This window comes from Streptomyces sp. NPDC055243 (genome assembly GCF_044544025.1).
Classification (GTDB): domain Bacteria; phylum Actinomycetota; class Actinomycetes; order Streptomycetales; family Streptomycetaceae; genus Streptomyces.
Genome location: NZ_JBITWR010000001.1, coordinates 501,455 through 519,285 on the forward strand (window position 1 = coordinate 501,455; position 17,831 = coordinate 519,285).

A 17,831-nucleotide genomic window follows, 5' to 3' on the forward strand; every position below is an offset into this window, starting at 1 on the left:
CAAAGGGCCATGGCCGCACGGAACTTCATGCCGGGGCACCCGCCTCCCCGCGCCGCGCCGCCACGCCTTCGTCGATGTCCCCGAGGGTCAGTTCGTGGTTGATCACGAGCCCGGCCTGGTAGCCCGCGGCCGCCGCGTTGACCACCTGCACCTTGGGGCCCACCGCGTTGCCCACGGCCCACACACCGGGGACGCTCGTGCGGCCGCCCGCGTCCACGGCCGGATACGGCCCGAACGGCGTGTCCTGGGTCCGTGCGCCGAGCCGGTCCGCCAGAGCGTTGCGCGGCACTGCCCCCGCCTCCACGAACAGCACCGAACGGGGGACCGTCCGGCCGTCCGCGAGCCGTACCCCCGCCAGGCGGTCGTCCCGCACGTCGAGTCCGGCCACCTCGCCCTCCACCACCGTGACCCCGGCGACGGCCAGCTTCTCCACGTCGTCGGCGGACAGCTTGGGCGCGGTGTGCGGGAACAGCGTCACATCCTTGGACCACTGCGTGACCAAAAGCGCCTGATGGATGCCGCTCACCGGCGAGGCGATCACACCGAAGGGCTGGTCCCGCACCTCATAGCCGTGGCAGTACGGGCAGTGCAGCACGTCGCGGCCCCAGCGCTCGGCGAGGCCCGGCACATCCGGCAGGGCGTCGACGAGCCCGGTGGCCAGGACGACCCGGCGGGCGTGCACGAACCGGCCGCCCGCGAGGTCGACCGTGAACTCGCCGGGGCCGTCGGCCCGCACGTCCGTGACGCGGTCGTCGGCTGTCTCCACGCCGTACGCCGCCACCTCCCGTCGCCCCGCGGCGAGGAACTCGGCGGGCGGCATCCCGTCCCGTGACAAGTAGCCCTGCATGTGCGCGGCGGGCGCGTTGCGCGGCTCGCCCGCGTCCACGATCAGTACGCGCCGCCGCGACCGGCCCAGGACGAGCCCCGCGCTGAGACCCGCCGCGCCGCCGCCGACGACGACCACGTCGTACGGGCCGTTGATGCTCTTCATCGTGACCACCTCCACGCAGACCGTCGCATCGACAGTGCGGTATTGACAATCAAAGTTGCTGATACTGCAATAGAGGCATGACAGCGAACGATGACGACGGTGCGCATCTCGACGGCGTGCTCGCCGAGGTCGGCCCCCGCCTGCGCAGGATTCGCAAGGAGCGCGGCGCGACGCTCGCGGGTCTCGCCGAGGCCACCGGCATCTCGGTGAGCACCCTCTCCCGCCTGGAGTCCGGGAACCGCAAGCCCAGCCTCGAACTCCTGCTCCCCATCGCCCGCGCCCACCAGGTCCCCCTGGACGAGCTCGTCGGCGCCCCGCCCGTCGGCGACCCGCGCGTGCGGTCGAAGCCGATCGTCCGGCACGGCCGCACGATGGTCCCGCTGACCCGGCAGCCCGGCGGCCTCCAGGCGTACAAGGTGATCGAGCCCGCCCGGTCCGTCGAGCCCGACCCGCAGACCCACGAGGGGTACGAGTGGCTGTACATCCTGTCCGGGCGGCTGCGGCTGGTGCTCGCCGATCATGACGTGATCCTCACGGCGGGCGAGGCCGCGGAGTTCGACACGCGCCTTCCGCACTGGTTCGGGTCCACGGGGGAGGGGCCGGCGGAGTTCCTCAGCCTGTTCGGGCCGCAGGGCGAGCGGATGCACGTACGGGCGCGACCCGCTGAGCGGGCTGGTCAGCAGAAGCGCGAAGCGGACTGACGAGACGGTTCCCCTGCCTGCAAGCGACCGCTTAGTATGCGACGGAGCTTGGTCTACGACAGCCCCGTGGAGGCCCCGCATGCAGGCATGGCAAGTGCACCAGAACGGCGAGCCGGGCGCGGTGATGCGCCTCGAAGACGTGGACCGGCCGGTGCCGGGCGACGGGCAGCTGCTCCTCAAGGTCCGCGCCGCCAACATCAACTTCCCCGACGCCCTGCTCTGCCGCGGGCAGTACCAGATCACGCCTCCGCTGCCGTTCACACCCGGCGTGGAGATCTGCGGCGAGACCGAGGACGGGCGGCGCGTGATCGCCAACCCCGCGCTTCCGTACGGCGGATTCGCCGAGTACGCGATCGCCGACGCGGCGGCCGTACTGCCCGCGCCCGACGCCCTGGACGACGCCGAGGCCGCGGCCCTGCACATCGGCTACCAGACCGGCTGGTTCGGACTGCACCGCCGCGCGCACCTCCAGGCGGGCGAGACCCTCCTGGTGCACGCGGCCGCCGGCGGTGTCGGCAGCGCGGCCGTGCAGCTCGGCAAGGCGGCGGGTGCCAAGGTCATCGGTGTCGTCGGCGGCGCGGCCAAGGCCGAGGTCGCGCGCGAGCTCGGCTGCGACGTGGTCGTCGACCGGCGTACGGAGAACGTGATCGGCGCCGTGAAGGAGGCCACCGGCGGCCGGGGCGTCGACGTCGTCTACGACCCCGTCGGCGGCGACGCGTACACGCAGTCCACGAAGTGCGTCGCCTTCGAGGGGCGCATCGTCGTCGTCGGCTTCGCCAGCGGTGTCATCCCGACGCCCGCGCTCAACCACGCCCTGGTGAAGAACTACTCGGTGCTCGGCCTGCACTGGGGCCTGTACAACGCCAAGGACCCGCAGGCGATCCTGCGCTGCCACGAGGAGCTCACCCAGCTCGCGGCCAAGGGCGCCATCAAGCCGCTCATCAGCGAGCGCGTGCCGCTGGGCGACGCGGCCGCCGCCGTCCAGCGCGTCGCGGACGGAGTCACCACGGGGCGGGTGGCCGTGGTCCCCGAGGGAGGCGCCGCATGACGGACGCCGCCGAACTGCGTCGCCGCACCCAGGAGTTCCTCGCCGCGCACCCGCCGGCCACGACGGAGCGCGCCGCCTTCCTGAAGGCCCGCTTCGACGCAGGACTCGCCTGGGTGCACTACCCGGAAGGGCTCGGCGGGCTCGGTGCGCCCCGGTCTATGCAGGCCGTCGTGGACGCCGAGTTGGAGGCCGCGGGCGCGCCCGACAACGACCCGCGCCGCATCGGGATCGGCCTGGGCATGGCGGCGCCGACCATCCTGCGCTTCGGCACCGAGGAGCAGAAGCGCGGCTTCCTGCGGCCGCTGTGGGTCGGCGACGAGGTGTGGTGCCAGCTCTTCAGCGAGCCGGGCGCGGGCTCCGACCTCGCCGCCCTGGGCACCCGCGCCGTCCGTGACGGCGACACCTGGGTGGTCAACGGGCAGAAGGTGTGGACGTCCGGCGCGCACGCCGCCCGCTGGGGCATCCTCATCGCCCGCACCGACCCGGACGTGCCCAAGCACCGCGGCATCACGTACTTCGTCTGCGACATGACCGACCCCGGTGTCGAGGTGCGCCCGCTGCGCCAGATCACCGGCGAGGCCGAGTTCAACGAGGTCTTCCTCACCGACGTGACGATCCCGGACGCGCACCGGCTCGGTGAGATCGGCGACGGCTGGAGGGTCGCGCAGACCACCCTCATGAACGAGCGCGTGTCCATCGGCGGCGCCCGCATCCCGCGCGAGGGCGGCATGATCGGCCCGGTCGTCGAGGCCTGGCGCGAGCGCCCCGAGCTGCGCACGCACGACCTGCACCAGCGGCTCCTCAAGCTGTGGGTGGAGGCCGAGGTCGCCCGGGTCACCGGCGAGCGGCTGCGCCAGCAGCTCGTCGCGGGGCAGCCGGGCCCCGAGGGCTCGGGCATGAAGCTCGGGTTCGCCCGCCTCAACCAGGAGATCAGCGGCCTGGAGGTGGAACTCCTGGGCGAGGAAGGCCTGTTGTACGAGGACTGGACGATGCGGCGGCCCGCGAAGGTCGACTTCGTCGGCCGTGACGCCGGCTACCGCTATCTGCGGGCCAAGGGCAACAGCATCGAGGGCGGCACCAGCGAGGTACTGCTCAACATCGTCGCCGAGCGCGTCCTCGGGCTGCCCTCCGAGCCGCGCACCGACAAGGACGTCGCGTGGAAGGACCTCGCCCGATGAGCACGCAGATCCCCCAGAGCGCGCAGCCCGCGCCGCGCGACCTGCTGTACTCCGAAGAGGAGGAGGCGCTGCGCTCGGTGGTGCGCGGCCTCCTCGCCGACCACTGCGACGCCGCCGCGGTGCTCGCGCGCACCGAGTCCGCCGAGCCGCACGACCGAGAACTGTGGAAGGCGCTTACCGACGGCATGGGGCTGGCGGGCCTGCTCGTGCCCGAGGAGCTCGGCGGCCAGGGCGCCACGCACCGCGAAGCCGCCGTCGTCCTGGAGGAGCTGGGCCGCGCGGTCGCGCCCGTGCCCTATCTGACCAGTGCCGTCATCGCCACCGAGACGCTGCTTGCCTGCGACGGCGACGCGGCGAGGGAACTCCTGGGCGCACTCGCCTCGGGGCGCACGGTCGGCGTGCTCACCGTGCCGCTGACCACCGCGCCGGGCGGCGCCCTGCCCGACGTACGCGCCGAGGGCGAGGTCCTGCACGGCAGCGTTCGCGGTGTCGCCGACGCGGTCGCCGCCGACGTGTTCCTCGTGCCGACGAGTACGGGGCTCTTCGCGGTGGACGGGACCGAGGGAGGTGTGGGCATCGGGCCGCAGACCGCGCTCGACCTCACGCGGCCGCTCGCCACGGTCACCTTCGAGGGGGCACGCGCGCGTGCTGTGGGTCCGGAATCCGGACCCGCTGTACGGCGGGGGCTGCGGGCGGGCGCCGGGCTCCTGGCCTCCGAGCAACTGGGCCTCGCCGACTGGTGCCTGACCGAGACCGTGCGCCACACGAAGGAACGGCACCAGTTCAACCGGCCCGTCGGCTCCTTCCAGGCGCTCAAGCACCGCCTCGCCCAGCTCTGGCTGGAGGTGGTCAACCTGCGCGCCGCCGCGCGCAACGCGGCCGACACCCTCGCCGCCGACAGCGAGGACGCCGATGTCGCGGCGGCCCTCGCGCAGGCCTACGCCTCGCCCGCCACGGTGCACATCGCCGAGGAGGCGCTCCAGCTGCACGGCGGCATCGGCATGACCTGGGAGCACCCCGTCCACCTCTACCTGAAGCGGGCCAAGGCCGACTCCATCGCGCTGGGCACCGTGGGGCGGCACCGGGAGGAGCTGGCCGCGCGCGTGAACCTGCCGGCTCCCTGATCGCGGAGCTCCTGGCCCCGTGATCAATCCGGTACGGCCCGCACGTTTTACCCACCCATTACATCAGGCATAATTGCGACCCGTTCGCAATAACGTTTGATCTTCAGTAGGGGTGTGGAGCATGAGGGCCCGATCGATACGGGGTACGGGCGCGGTAGCGGCGGCCGCCTCACTGGCGGTCGCCGCGTCGGCCTGTTCGGCGCCGGGCGACGGCAAGGGCGCGGGTGGCGCCAAGGACTCCGCGGTCGTCGGCATCGCGTACGAACCGGACACCCTGAGCCCTCTCCTCGGCTACGGCAAGGACGGCAACTCCAAGATCTTCGACGGTCTGCTCACGCACGACGCCGACATGAAGCTCAAGCCAGCGCTCGCCGCCGAGCTGCCCAAGGTCGGCGACGACGGCAAGACCTACACCTTCACGCTGCGCGAGGGCGTCAAGTTCAGCGACGGCAAGCCCTTCACGTCCAAGGACGTCGTCTTCACCTACGAGACGATCCTCGACAAGAAGACCAACAACGCCGCCAAGACCGAGCTCGACGCCGTCAAGAGCGTCGAGGCGAAGGGCGACGACACCGTCGTCTTCCACCTCAAGTACCCCTACGCGCCGTTCGCCGAGCGCACCGTCCTGCCGATCGCGCCCGAGCACATAGCCGGCAAGCAGGACGTGAACACCGGCGAGTTCACCACCAAGCCGGTCGGCACGGGCCCGTACAAGCTCGTGAAGTGGTCCAAGGGCGAGAAGCTCGCCTTCAAGGCCAACCCCGGCTACTGGGGCGGCGCCCCCAAGGTCAAGAACTTCACCATGGCGATCATCAAGGACGACGACATCCGCGCCACCCGGCTCGACGCCGGTGAGCTCGACGGCGCGATCCTGCCGCCCAACCTGGCGAAGAAGTACGAGAGCGACGGCAACAAGACGTCGTACGCCGCCAAGACCTTCGACTACCGCGTGGTGACCCTGCCCACCGGCAACAAGGTCACGGGCGACACCGGCATCCGGCGCGCGCTCGACACCGGCGTGGACCGCAAGGCCATGGTCGACTCGATCCTGGACGGCGCGGGCAAGGAGGCCTACGGGCCCGTCCCGACCGACAGCCCTTGGTTCACCAAGGGGACCGAGCGCAAGCACGACCTCGCCGCGGCGAAGAAGCTCCTCGACAAGGCGGGCTGGAAGCCGGGCAAGGACGGCATCCGCGCGAAGGACGGCGTCCGCGCGACGTTCCCGCTCTGGTACCTCTCCGGCGACAAGCTCCGCCAGGACCACGCCCTCGCCTACGCCTCCGACGCCAAGAAGCTCGGCATCAAGGTCGAGGTGCAGGCCGGCACGTGGGAGGTCATCGAGCCGCGCATGCCCAAGGACGCGGTCCTCGCGGGCGGCGGCTCCCCGGCCGACCCGGACTTCGACCAGTACACGCTCCTGAAGTCCTCGCTCGCCGGTGACGGTTTCAACAACATGGCCCACTACGACAACCCCAAGGTCGACAAGGCGCTCGACGAGGCCCGCGAGAGCGGCGACCACGCCGAGCGGCAGGCCGCGTACGACACCATCCAGCGCGAGCTGGTGAAGAACCCGGGCTACACCTTCCTCACCCACATCGACCACCTCTACGTCGTCGACAAGCGCTTCGGCGACCTCTCCACCCAGACCGAGCCGCACGACCACGGTCTCGCGTCAGGACCGTGGTGGAACGTCGAGGACTGGCAGCCGAAGCAGTGAAGTCCGCGCTCCAGCGACTCCCCTGGGGGCCGATGGCGCGCATGACGGGACGGCGGGCCCTGTTCGCCGTCCCGGTCCTGCTCGCCGTCACCTTCGGCGTCTTCGCGATCGCCGCGGCCTCCCCCTTCGACCCCGTCAAGGCCTACGCGGGCACGGCCGGGCTCACCGCGTCCCAGGAGAACCTCGACCAGCTGCGTGCCAACCTCGGCGTCGACCAGCCGCTCGCGCAGCGCTGGTGGCAGTGGCTGACGTCGGCGCTGAGCGGCGACCTCGGGGACTCCAGCACCCTGCGCCAGCCCGTCGCCGACGTCATCGGTGAACGCATCGGCTGGTCCGTGCTGCTCGCCGCCACCGCGTTCCTGCTCGCGATCCTCGTCGGCACCACGCTCGGCGTCCTCGCCGCGCGCCGCCCCGGCGGCTGGTTCGACCGCGCCGTGACCTCGCTCGCCTACACGCTCGAAGCGGCGCCGCCGTTCTGGATCGGTCTGTTGGCCGTCTGGCTGTTCGCCCTGAAGCTGGGGGTGCTGCCATCGGGCGGGCTCACGGACACCGCGAGCTCGGCCGTGACCGCCGGACAGGTCGCGAGCCATCTCGTGCTGCCCGCCGCCGTCCTGGCGATCTCGCAGCTCCCGTGGTTCGTGCTGTACGTACGCCAAGGAGTCGGCGACGCGCTCGGCGACGACCCCGTGAGGGGCGCACGCGCGCGTGGCCTCGCCGAACGGACCGTGCTGCTCGGGCACGCACTGCGCTCGGGCATGCTGCCGGTGCTCACCCTGATCGGCTCCCGCGTGCCCGAACTGATCACCGGGGCGCTCCTGGTGGAGACCGTCTTCAGCTGGCCCGGCATCGCCGCGGCCACCGTCTCGGCGGCGACCGCCGTGGACTTCCCGCTGCTCGCCGCGCTCACCGTCCTCGCCACGGTGGCGGTGCTCCTGGGCAATCTCCTCGCCGACCTGCTGTACGGCCTCGCCGACCCGAGGGTGGGATTCGATGGCTGACGTGACCTGGCGCGCCTCCCTCGGGGGCGCCTCCAAGAGCAGCCGCTCCACGCGCGCGTGGCGGATGCGTTCCTCGGCGTTGACCGTCGCGGCGGTCGTCCTGGCCGTGCTCCTCGTGCCGCCGCTGGTGAACCTCGACGAACAGGCCGTGGATCTCGCGGCCAAGCTGCAACCGCCCTCCTGGGGGCACCCCTTCGGCACCGACGACGTGGGACGCGATCTGCTCCTGCGCTGTGTGTACGGGCTGCGGGTCTCGCTCCTCGTGGGCGTGGTCGCCGCCGTCGTCGCGACCGTCATCGGCACGGCCGTGGGCGCGCTGGCCGCCGCTTCGGGCGGCTGGGTCGACCGGGTCGTGATGCGGCTCGTGGACGTCTTCTCGTCCGTGCCGCACCTGCTGCTCGGCATCTTCATCGTGGCGATGTTCCGGCCCGGCGTATGGCCGGTGGTCGTCTCGGTCGCGCTCACGCACTGGCTGTCCACGGCCCGCATCGTGCGCGCCGAGGTGCTCTCGCTGCGCTCGCGTCCCTACATCGACGCGGCCATCTCCGGCGGCGCGTCGCGGATGCGCGTGACCGTGCGCCATCTGCTGCCCGGCGTGCTCCCGCAGGCAGGCCTCGCCGCCGTCCTGATGGTGCCGCACGCCATCTGGCACGAGTCCGCGCTGTCCTTCCTGGGTCTGGGACTGCCCACCCACCAGGCGAGCCTGGGCACCCTCGTGCAGAGCGCGCGCGGCTCGCTCCTGGCCGGGGACTGGTGGCCGACCCTCTTCCCCGGCCTGTTCATCATCGTGCCCACCCTGGCGATCGCGGGCCTCGCGGGCGCCTGGCGGGAACGGATCAACCCCCGGCGCCGATCGGAGCTGATGCTGTGACCGAGCCCGTCTCGAAACCCGCCCTCTCGTCCCCGGTGCTTTCCGTACGCGGACTCTCCGTACGCTTCCGCATGCGCGGCGACACCTTCGTCTCCGCCGTCACCGACGCCCACTTCGACCTGGCGGCGGGGGAGTGCCTGGCCCTCGTCGGCGAGAGCGGCTGCGGCAAGTCCGTGCTCGCCTCGGCGCTGCTCGGGCTGCTGCCGCGGAACGCGGAGACGGCCGGGTCCGCGCTCATCGGCGACGTGGACCTGCTGTCCGCCGACGAGCGCACGCTGGCCCGCACGGTGCGGGGACGGCGCGTCGGTCTCGTACCGCAGAGCCCGGCCGCGCACCTGACGCCGGTGCGCACGGTCCGCGCCCAGCTGGAGGAGACCCTGCGGGAACTGGCGGGCGTGCGCCGCCCGCAGCTGCGCAAGGCCGCCGAAGCCGCCGCCGAGCGGGCCGCGTTCCCCGCCGGGCACCTGGACCGCTACCCGCACGAGCTCTCCGGCGGCCTCGCCCAGCGTGCCGCCACCGCGCTCGCGCTCATCGGCGACGCCCCGCTGCTGCTCGCCGACGAGCCGACCACGGGCCTGGACCGCGAGCTGGTCGACCGCACGGTCGACGAACTGCGCAAGCACGTCGGCGAGGACCGCGCGCTGCTCCTGATCACCCACGACCTGGCCGCCGCCGAACGCATCGCGGACCGCGTCGCCGTGATGTACGCGAGCCGCATCGTCGAACTCGCCGACGCCGAGGACTTCTTCGGCACCCCCGGGCCCCAACACCCCTACGCGCGCGGCCTCCTCAACGCTCTCCCGGAGCGGGAGTTCACGCCCATCCCCGGCATGCCGCCCGAACTGTCCGCGCTGCCGGCCGGATGCGCCTTCGCGGCGCGCTGCTCCGGCGCGGACGAGGCCTGCCGCACCGTGCCGCAGGCCGTGGGCGGGGTCGCCTGCCACCACCCCCGTACGGCGGCCGTCCTGGAGGCACCCCGTGCTTGAACTCCTGTCCATCACCGCCGGATACGACCGCCGCGCCCCCGTCATGCGCGGCGTGGACCTCACCCTGACGCCCGGCGCCTCCGTCGGCCTGCTCGGCCCCAGCGGCTGCGGCAAGTCGACCCTGGCCAGGGTCGCCGCCCTGCTCCACAAACCCGACGCGGGCCGCGTCGTCATCGACGGCGAGCCCGCCCGCGGCTGGCGTCACCGCGCCCCCCGCGCCCAGCGCACCGCCTTCGGCGTCGTCTTCCAGCAGCCCCGCCTCTCCGCCGACCCGCGCCTGACCCTCACGAACCTCATCGCCGAGCCGCTGCGCGCGGCCGGACGCGGAGCCGAGGTCGCCGAGCGGCTACGGGAGTTGGCGGCCACCGTCGGCCTCGGCGAGGACCTCCTGGGCCGCAGGCCGCACGAGGTCAGCGACGGTCAGCTCCAGCGCGCCTGCCTGGCCCGCGCCCTGGTGCTCCGCCCGCGCTGGCTGATCTGCGACGAGATGACGGCGATGCTGGACGCCTCCACGACGGCGGCACTCGTGCACGCCGTGGAGGAGTACCGGCGCGAGAGCGGCGCCGGACTGCTCGCCGTCGGACACGACCGGGTGCTCCTGGAGCGCTGGTGCGAGCGGACCGTCCACTGGGGCGAGTTGGCCGGGGGAGGGGCGACGGCGGCCGTCCGCGGGGCGGCGGCCGAGCACGCCCCCGAGGTGGCCTGAGGTGCCCCGTGGGGACGTGGGTCCGGCACGGTGAACGCGGGGCGTCGATAGCGCCAACTCCCGTCCCGAGGGGGTCTCTTGACGCGGGCATGGCCTCATACTCACTGAGGCCCGTCCCTCGTCCCCTCGCCCTTTCCGGGAGTCTCCATGGCACTCATCACCCGTCGTAGAGCCCTCACCGTCGGTGCCGCGCTCGCCGGCGCCGCCGCCGTCCCCGCGTACGCCCAGGCGAGCGAGCGCGGCCACGGACCCCGTCCCCTCATCCGTGCCCACGCGCACAACGACTACGAACACCCCCGGCCCCTCTTCGACGCCCTCGATCACCGCTTCGGCAGCGTCGAGGCCGACATCTACCTCGTCGACGGGCAGCTCCTGGTCGCGCACGACCCCATCGACCTCGACCCCACCCGCACCCTCGAATCGCTCTACCTGGACCCCCTGGCCGCCCGCGTGCGCGCCAACCACGGCTCCGTGTACAGGGGTTACCACCGCACCCCCTTCCAGCTCCTGATCGACATCAAGACCGAGGGCGCGGCGACCTACCTGGAACTGGACCGTCACCTGCGGCGCTACCGGCACCTGTTCACCACGTACTCCTACGGCAAGGTGCGCCGTGGCCCCGTCACGGCGGTGATCTCCGGCGACCGGGCCGCCCGCGCGCCGATGGAGGCCCAGCGCGTGCGCCGCGCCTTCTACGACGGCCGCCTCGCCGACCTGGGCAGCGCGGCGCCCGCCTCGCTCATCCCGCTGATCAGCGACAACTGGACGCTCAACTTCAGCTGGCAGGGCGTCGGCTCGATCCCCGCCGCCGAGCGCGACAAGCTGCGCCGCATCGTCGCCGCCGCCCACAAGCGCGGGCAGCGCGTCCGCTTCTGGGCGACGCCCGACCTGGCGGGCCCGGCGCGCGACGCGGTGTGGGGCGAGCTCCTGGCCGCCGGCGTCGACCACTTGAACACGGACGACCTCGCGGGGCTCGAGGCCTTCCTCGACGCCCCCCGGCGGTAGGCCGCGGCCCGGCCGAAGCAACCCCCTGGGACATAACACCCGTTCGGAGGACATGCCGGTCGCCCGGACGGTCCCTCCGCTGCGCCACACTCGGCCCAGAGCCGCGGTGCTGACGTGGCGGAGGAGGTTGTCCCCATGGCCATTTCGGTCTCTGTGGTGCTGCTGCTGGTGATCCTGGCAGTGGTCTTTCTGCGCAACGGCGCACTGAAGTTCTCGCACGCCCTGGTCTGTGCGCTGCTGGGCTTCTACCTGGCGAGTTCGAGCATGGCTCCGACCATTCACAACGGGGTCACGGCCGCCGCGGACATCGTCAGCGGCCTACAGCCTTGATCGTTGCGTGTTCATGAACAACTGTCACCTTTCCATGGACACTTCAAGGCGCCGGCCCTAGCTTCGGCCCATGCCGCGTCGCAGAACCCTCAGCAGTGCCCTCGCCCTGACCGCGCTCACGGTCTCGGCGGTGTCCTTCGCACCTCCCGCCCAGGCGGAGGACATACCGAAGGCGCCGGGGCACCGGCTCGTCGACCAGTACACCGGCGCCCCCGCCGACGCCCGCCCGCTGCCCGGCGAACAGCCGCCCCAGCACCCGTATCTCGCCGCCAACGGCCGCAGCGGGATGCACGCCGACGCGGCGGGCAGCGGAACGTACCCCTGGAACGGGCCCCTGGGGAAGAAGCCCGAGGTCAGCAGCGAGAAGATGGCGGCGCTCGGCGGTGAGTGCGCCACCGTCACCTTCGACAAGGACGGCCGCATCGTCACCGTCTGCGGCACGTTCACCGGCTTCCTGGTCAAGCTGCTGGACCCGGACACGATGGAGACGCTGGCCGAGTACAAGCTGCCGCAGCGCCCCTCCACCGTCGAGGCCATCACGCGCCTGGACTTCTCGAAGATCTTCAAGGACACCTCGGGCGGCGCCTACTCGTACCTCGACGACAAGGACCGGCTCGTCCTGGCCGACTCCCGCCAGCACATCGTCCGTCTCGCGCACGAGCAGGCGGCGGACGGCAGTTGGCGGTTCGTCGTCGACAAGGACTGGGACCTGACCGCGCACGTCCCGCACGACTGCGTGACCTGGTCAAATCTCTACCCCAGTGGCGAATGTGACCCGGTCACCTCGGTGATGCCCGACTGGGAGGGCCGCATCTGGTGGGTGACCCGGCAAGGGCGCGTCGGCACCGTCGACCCCACGTCCGGCGACATCCGCTCCATCCGCCTTGAGGGCGAAGAGATCCAGAACTCGTTCTCCGTCGCCGAGGACGGCGTGTCGATCGTCTCCGACCACGCGCTCTACGGTTTCCGGGCCGACCGGGACGGCACCCCGAAGGCCGTCTGGCGCCAGACCTACGACCGGGGCACGGGAACGAAGCCCGGCTCGGTGAACCAGGGTTCGGGCACCACCCCCGACCTCTTCGGCCAGGGCGACGACTACGTGGCGATCACCGACAACGCCGACGACCGCATGAACGTCCTCGTCTACCGCCGGGGCGACGACGTCGCCGACGACGAACGCCTCGTCTGCAAGGTCCCCGTCTTCCGCTCCGGCGCGTCCACCACCGACAACTCGCTGATCACCTGGGGCAACAGCCTCGTCGTCGAGAACAACTACGGCTACGAGAACATCACCTCGCTCACCTTCGGGCGCAGCGTCGTCGGCGGCGTCAGCAGGATCGACGTACGCGAGGACGGCAGCGGCTGCGACACCGTGTGGGAGAGCGACGTCCGCGCGCCCTCGAACGTGCCCAAACTGTCCACCGCCTCCGGGCTGCTGTACTTCTACACCAAGGAGCCGAACAGCCTCGGCATCGATGCCTGGTACCTGACGGCCGTCGACTTCCGCACCGGCGAGACCAAGTGGAAGCGCCTCGCCGGCACGGGCGTCGCCTACGACAACAACTGGGCGCCGGTGACCCTGGGCCCGGACGGCACCGCGTACGTGGGCGTGTTCAACGGCCTGGTGGCGGTGCGGGACACCGAGTGAGCGTGCCCCCCGTCGCCGACTAGCTCCGGGAGAACACGCCGATGCCGTTGGCCACCGCGCGTTCGGTTCCGCCGCTGGGGTGATTGCGTACGGTGACGGCCTCCGCGCCCGGGGCCCTCGCGACCAGCGTGGCGGACGAGACCAGGGTGGAGGAGCCGCCGCCGTCCAGGCTGAAGCCGTCCCGCGCGCCCAACCCCCGCAGGGTCTCGGCCATTTCGGCGATGGTCAGCCCCGTACGGAACTCGGGGGAGCCGTCGAGGGACAGGAGCAGGAGGCGCCGGCCGTTGTCGGAGATCCCGGCCGCCGTCCGCACGGCCGACGTGACGGAGTCGAGGCCGGGCAGCGGGGCGCCGCCGCGCAGGACCGGATAGCCGCCGAGCGCGAAGCGGAACGGGGTGCGCGACTGGGCCGCCACCAGGCGGTGCCGGACGTGCACCCGCTCGCCGATCGACAGCTTGCGCAGCTCCTGGGCGCCCGCCTCGCGGCCGACGAGGACGGTGGTGCCGGGGGCCACCGCACCGCTGCCGGGTGTGCCCGCGGACTCCACGACACGCCCGCCGCGCACCGTCACCTCGTGGGTGTCCGTGCTGCAGGGGGCGCCGCGGTTCGTGTCGGTGCCGCAGGTGGAGCGAACCCGCGAGGTGCTGCCCCAGTCGCTGGTGAACGCGCCGACGGACCCCACGGGCAGGGCGTACTGGTTGAGCCCACCGAGCGGCAACCGGGTCTGCTGGGTGCGTACTTCGCCGTCCAGACGGAGGCTGTCCATGCGGGCCCGGCGGTCGAAGCCCACGCCGAGGACGGCTTCGGTGGTCACACCCGGAGGCATCGCGGGACCGAAGCGCTGACCGTTGGGTACCGCCGCCTTGAGGGCGCGGCCGCGTGCGACCGCCGGGCCGACGGGCGCACCGGTGGCCTCGACGCCCGGATGCTGGGTCTCGGAGATGTTGAAGAAGTCGCCGTTGATGCCGCCGACCGCCCCCGCCCCGTCCGCGAGCGCGGAGACGACGGAGCGGGCACCGACGGCACCCGGATAGAGCAGTCCGACGCCGGTGTCCGGGTCGCTCAGATCGACGTCCAGGACGTGCGCGCGGGCCATGCCGTGGGAGGCGGGAATGTCGAACTTCCAATACTCCACGCCTGGCGCGATACGCGACGCGCCCGTCTTCTCGCTCGCCTGCACGCCGCTGGCCGGTGCCGCTCCCACCAGAGCGGCACCGGCCAGCGTGCCGAATGCCGTGATCACCGAGAGCGCCGCTCTCGCCGTTCTGAACCGTCCCAAGGTGTGCTTGAGCCGTGTCCCCACCATGCCCCCTGACGTCTCCCGGGCCGACCAACTGCCCCAGTGTGAGTGCCGGTCTGACAGTGCGCCAGAGGGCAGCGCCGTATGGGTGCAGGGCCGGTGGCTAGGAGCCGACCAGCCGGGAACGGATGAGGAAACGTACGCCTTCCGGGGCTTCGAGGGAGAAGCCGCTGCCGCGGCCCGGCACCACGTCCACGATCAGCCGGGTGTGGCTCCACACGTCGTACTGGCTCTTCGACATCCAGAAGGCGACCGGTTCCGCCATGCCTTCCACGTCCAGCGAGGCAAGGCGCACATCGGAGTCGCCGGTCCGGAACTCGCCCGCCGGATAGCACATGGGCGCGCTGCCGTCGCAGCAGCCGCCGGACTGATGGAACATCAGCGGTCCGTGGGCCTCCCGCAGCCGCCGCAGCAGGTCGGCGGCGGCGGGGGTCAGCTCCACGCGCGGGGTGTCGGTCATGGGCAGCCGCTCCTTGGTCACCGGGACGCCGTCGATGCGGTGGCCCAGTCAACTCACGGCAACGTTGCGAGGACGTTGCGGCCACGCGCGTGGAGGCGCGTGCGGATGAGCGTGTGGATGCGCGTGTGGGCGCGGTTCACGGCGCCGTCAGGCGAGCACCGCCCGGACGGCCTTGCCGCGCCGGCCGCTGCCGACGACTTCGAGACGCGCCGAGAGGTGACGGACCATCGCCAGGCCCCGGCCGCTCTCCCGTTCGGTGCTCGGCTTGAGCGCGCGCGGACCGACGGGGCTCGCGTCGTGGACCTCGACCGTCACGTGGTCGTCGGACACCTCCAGGCGCAGCCGGCAGGGACTGTGGCCGTGCTGGGTGGCGTTCGTGACGAGTTCGGACACGATCAGCGTGGCATCGTCCACCCGCTCGGCGTCCACCTCCATCAGGTGCCGACGGGGCCGGGTGAGGAACGCGGAGGTCAACCTCCGCGCCCGGCCGGCCGAAGCGGCCTCCTGCGGCAGGGCGTACTCCACTCGGGCTACGTGCCGATGGGCGCGCTTGTGCGCACGCATGGCGACTCACTCCCCTCCCCTGGGACAACCGGCGTGCTCGCGACGACATCCGCTCGCCGGGGCCACGACGTGTCTTGCGCGGCCGATCCTGCTCCCCCCTGATGCCCGCCCATGGTGATCGCCAATCAAGCCCCTGCAAGCGCGGGGGACAGCGCGGCGCGGGAGCCCCCGCGACGGGTGCTGAGGTGGGCGCCGAGGCGGGTGTCGGTGCGGGTGTCGGTGCGGGGTGCCGCCCACCGCGAGCCGACGGCAGCCTGCACGTCTACGCCGCGCTGGAGGCGCCCGAGGACTGGATCTCCGCCATCGACTTCGGCGCAGACCACGCCGACCTCGCCAAGGCCGCCGTCCTGGAACACTTCGCCGACTGGGACAAGAGCCTGCGGGCGCTGATCGCCGACGCCGACGGCGCGCTGATCCCGCGCCGCGTCCACGCCCTGCCGGCCGACCACCGCTGGGACCGGCTCCCGGGCGTCACGCTGCTCGGCGACGCGGCCCACCTCATGTCGCCCTTCGCGGGGGAGGGGGCGCCAACCTCGCCATGGTCGACGGGGCGCAACTCACCGGTGCCGTCGCCGCGCATCCCGGCGCCACCGAGAAGGCGCTCGCCGCCTACGAAGAGGCGCTGTCTCCCCGCAGCGAGAGCGCCGCGGTCGCGTCCGCCGACAGCCTCGTCCGCTGCTTCCGCCACGACACGCCGCAGGGTCTGCTCGACCTGTTCGCCGGCGCCTAGCCCAGATCGGGGTCGGGGCAGTCGGCGGCGAGGAACGGGCCGAGCAGGTCGAGCAGGGCGTGGGGCCTGTCCAGCGGGATGATGTGGCCGCAGTCCTGGATGAGGTGGCCGGTCAGGTCGTCGGCGAGGGGGCGCACCTGCCGTTCGAGGGCGGCTCCGACGGGGTGGGAGCCGACCGTCATCGTCGGCATGGTGAGCCGGGCGTGTGCGGCGGCGTCCTGGATCTGCCGCCCGCTGGTGGGCATGGCCCGGTAGTGGGAGAACGCGCACCGCAAGGCCTCGCGCCCGGTGTAGGCGCGGTGGAAGGCGTCCCGGATGGGGTCCGGGACACCGCGGCCGTGCGTGCCGGTATGCAGGAACCAGTCGACGTACTCCGCCTCCTGCCCGGCCAGGACGCTCTCGGCGAGCCCCGGGACCGAGTGGAAGCCGAACCACCAGGGCGGGCCCCCGGCGAGGAAGTCCTCCGCGCCGGGCAGCGGTCCCAGGAGCGACTCCATGACGACGAGCCTTCGTACGAGATCGGGTCGGCGCAGCGCGAGGAGGAAGGCGGGCGGTGTGCCCGCGTCGATGCCGACGACCGCCGCGCTCCGTTCCCCGAGTGCGTCGAGGAGTCCTTCGGCGTCGGAGGCGAGGGTGTCCGCGTCATAGCCGTCGGCCGCCCGCGTGCTGGCGCCCAGGCCGCGCAGGTCGGGGGCGATGACGCGGTGCCGCGGGGCGAGCCGGGGCATGACCTCGCTCCAGAGCTGCCAGGTGTGGGGGAAGCCGTGCAGGAGCAGGACGGCGGGGCCGGTGCCCGCGATCGCCACGTTGAGGGTGATGCCGTTGGTGGTGATCTGCCGCAGGGAGGTGCCGGGGGCGGCTGAGGCGGCGGAGGCGGCTGAGGGGAGGTGCATGGTGGGTGGCTCCGAAGTGGTTACCATTGGTGACCACATGAGGCTAGGTAACCGTCCCTGGCCTGCCAAGAACACACTTTCCCGACAGGTGGTGAGCCCGAGGTGACCACCCCTCCCCAGGCGCGCCGTGCGGCGGGCCCCAAGCCGGCAGCGCGCGGCGACCTCTTCGATCCCGACTGCCCGACCCGCAGACTGCTCGACCGCATCGGTACGAAGTGGACGTCGATGGCGGTCAAGGTCCTCGCGGAGGCCGAGCCGCACGAGGTCCGCTTCGCCGAGCTGCGGCGCCGTATGCCGGGCGTCTCGCAGAAGATGCTCTCCACGACCCTGCGGGGCATGGTGCGCGACGGCCTGGTCGCCCGGCGGGTGGAGCCGACCGTTCCGCCTCGGGTGCACTACCGCCTTACCGGCCTGGGGCTGTCCCTGGAAGGGCCGCTCGCCGTGGTCAGGGCGTGGGCGGAGGAGCACATGGTGGAGATCGACCGCGCCAATGAGCGCAGCGACGCGGGAGCCGCCGACGCACTCGGTGACTGAGACACATCCGTGGGCCCCCGCGCGGGGCGGGGCGCCCCGCGGCTCAC

The 17,831-nt window shown here is 72.4% G+C and carries 18 protein-coding genes and 1 pseudogene; 14 read left to right on the plus strand and 5 right to left on the minus strand.

The window, feature by feature from the left end:
- Positions 1-25 precede the first annotated feature (25 nt).
- Entirely contained in the window at positions 26-991 is a 966-nt protein-coding gene (locus tag ACIGXX_RS02615; RefSeq protein ID WP_399971994.1) for an NAD(P)/FAD-dependent oxidoreductase, read from the minus strand.
- A gap of 77 nt (positions 992-1,068) precedes the next feature.
- Between ACIGXX_RS02615 and ACIGXX_RS02620 the strand changes: the two genes are divergently transcribed.
- The 12 genes from ACIGXX_RS02620 to ACIGXX_RS02675 all read left to right on the plus strand — a co-directional run bounded on the left by ACIGXX_RS02620 (position 1,069) and on the right by ACIGXX_RS02675 (position 13,303).
- On the plus strand, positions 1,069-1,692 hold the full coding sequence (locus tag ACIGXX_RS02620) for an XRE family transcriptional regulator (protein ID WP_351156730.1): 624 nt from the start codon (positions 1,069-1,071) through the stop codon (positions 1,690-1,692).
- Positions 1,693-1,771: 79 nt separating this feature from the next.
- Positions 1,772-2,740, plus strand: coding sequence for an NADPH:quinone oxidoreductase family protein (locus ACIGXX_RS02625; RefSeq protein WP_361463956.1), 969 nt, complete (start codon positions 1,772-1,774; stop codon positions 2,738-2,740).
- The gene (locus ACIGXX_RS02630) at positions 2,737-3,918 is read left to right on the plus strand and encodes an acyl-CoA dehydrogenase family protein (protein ID WP_361463954.1); all 1,182 of its coding nucleotides are present in this window, start codon (positions 2,737-2,739) and stop codon (positions 3,916-3,918) included. Before ACIGXX_RS02625 ends, ACIGXX_RS02630 begins: the two co-directional genes overlap by 4 nt.
- A complete protein-coding gene (locus ACIGXX_RS02635; protein ID WP_399971996.1) occupies positions 3,915-5,042 on the plus strand; it encodes an acyl-CoA dehydrogenase family protein in 1,128 nt (375 codons plus the stop codon). Before ACIGXX_RS02630 ends, ACIGXX_RS02635 begins: the two co-directional genes overlap by 4 nt.
- Before the next feature lie 121 nt (positions 5,043-5,163).
- The gene (locus ACIGXX_RS02640) at positions 5,164-6,759 is read left to right on the plus strand and encodes an ABC transporter substrate-binding protein (protein ID WP_366464560.1); all 1,596 of its coding nucleotides are present in this window, start codon (positions 5,164-5,166) and stop codon (positions 6,757-6,759) included.
- 32 nt (positions 6,760-6,791) lie between these two features.
- The gene (locus tag ACIGXX_RS02645) at positions 6,792-7,757 is read left to right on the plus strand and encodes an ABC transporter permease (RefSeq protein WP_351156718.1); all 966 of its coding nucleotides are present in this window, start codon (positions 6,792-6,794) and stop codon (positions 7,755-7,757) included.
- Positions 7,750-8,628: an ABC transporter permease gene (locus ACIGXX_RS02650; RefSeq protein ID WP_383816902.1), complete on the plus strand. Its 879-nt coding sequence runs from the start codon at positions 7,750-7,752 to the stop codon at positions 8,626-8,628. The genes ACIGXX_RS02645 and ACIGXX_RS02650 overlap by 8 nt, the downstream gene beginning before the upstream one ends.
- Before the next feature lie 71 nt (positions 8,629-8,699).
- Positions 8,700-9,614 (plus strand): ABC transporter ATP-binding protein, encoded by a 915-nt coding sequence (locus ACIGXX_RS02655; protein WP_351157951.1) that lies wholly within the window; start codon positions 8,700-8,702, stop codon positions 9,612-9,614.
- Complete coding sequence (locus ACIGXX_RS02660; protein ID WP_399971999.1) at positions 9,607-10,320, plus strand: ABC transporter ATP-binding protein; 714 nt, start codon at positions 9,607-9,609, stop codon at positions 10,318-10,320. Before ACIGXX_RS02655 ends, ACIGXX_RS02660 begins: the two co-directional genes overlap by 8 nt.
- A gap of 147 nt (positions 10,321-10,467) precedes the next feature.
- Positions 10,468-11,325 carry a phosphatidylinositol-specific phospholipase C/glycerophosphodiester phosphodiesterase family protein gene (locus tag ACIGXX_RS02665; RefSeq protein ID WP_399972001.1) on the plus strand — a complete coding sequence of 286 codons (858 nt, stop codon included), beginning with the start codon at positions 10,468-10,470 and terminating at the stop codon, positions 11,323-11,325.
- Positions 11,326-11,460: 135 nt separating this feature from the next.
- On the plus strand, positions 11,461-11,655 hold the full coding sequence (locus ACIGXX_RS02670) for a hypothetical protein (RefSeq protein ID WP_160503040.1): 195 nt from the start codon (positions 11,461-11,463) through the stop codon (positions 11,653-11,655).
- A 70-nt stretch (positions 11,656-11,725) separates the two neighbouring features.
- Positions 11,726-13,303 (plus strand): hypothetical protein, encoded by a 1,578-nt coding sequence (locus ACIGXX_RS02675; protein WP_399972004.1) that lies wholly within the window; start codon positions 11,726-11,728, stop codon positions 13,301-13,303.
- 19 nt (positions 13,304-13,322) lie between these two features.
- On the opposite strand, the gene ACIGXX_RS02680 is transcribed toward ACIGXX_RS02675, so the two are convergent.
- From ACIGXX_RS02680 to ACIGXX_RS02690, 3 genes are all read right to left on the minus strand, one after another.
- Positions 13,323-14,609 carry a phosphodiester glycosidase family protein gene (locus ACIGXX_RS02680; RefSeq protein WP_351156707.1) on the minus strand — a complete coding sequence of 429 codons (1,287 nt, stop codon included), beginning with the start codon at positions 14,607-14,609 and terminating at the stop codon, positions 13,323-13,325.
- 97 nt (positions 14,610-14,706) lie between these two features.
- Entirely contained in the window at positions 14,707-15,063 is a 357-nt protein-coding gene (locus ACIGXX_RS02685; RefSeq protein ID WP_351156705.1) for a DUF779 domain-containing protein, read from the minus strand.
- A 147-nt stretch (positions 15,064-15,210) separates the two neighbouring features.
- A complete protein-coding gene (locus tag ACIGXX_RS02690; protein WP_361463945.1) occupies positions 15,211-15,627 on the minus strand; it encodes an ATP-binding protein in 417 nt (138 codons plus the stop codon).
- Between the two features lie 167 nt (positions 15,628-15,794).
- Between ACIGXX_RS02690 and ACIGXX_RS02695 the strand changes: the two are divergent.
- Positions 15,795-16,357: pseudogene (locus ACIGXX_RS02695) on the plus strand (FAD-dependent oxidoreductase); the annotation flags it as partial.
- Here ACIGXX_RS02695 and ACIGXX_RS02700 read toward each other — a convergent pair.
- On the minus strand, positions 16,354-17,250 hold the full coding sequence (locus tag ACIGXX_RS02700) for an alpha/beta fold hydrolase (protein ID WP_399972006.1): 897 nt from the start codon (positions 17,248-17,250) through the stop codon (positions 16,354-16,356). The pseudogene ACIGXX_RS02695 and the gene ACIGXX_RS02700 sit on opposite strands and share 4 nt — an antisense overlap.
- 102 nt (positions 17,251-17,352) lie before the next feature.
- Here ACIGXX_RS02700 and ACIGXX_RS02705 point away from each other — a divergent pair, with 102 nt between their 5' ends.
- Positions 17,353-17,784: a helix-turn-helix domain-containing protein gene (locus ACIGXX_RS02705; RefSeq protein WP_361463941.1), complete on the plus strand. Its 432-nt coding sequence runs from the start codon at positions 17,353-17,355 to the stop codon at positions 17,782-17,784.
- Positions 17,785-17,831: the final 47 nt, after the last annotated feature.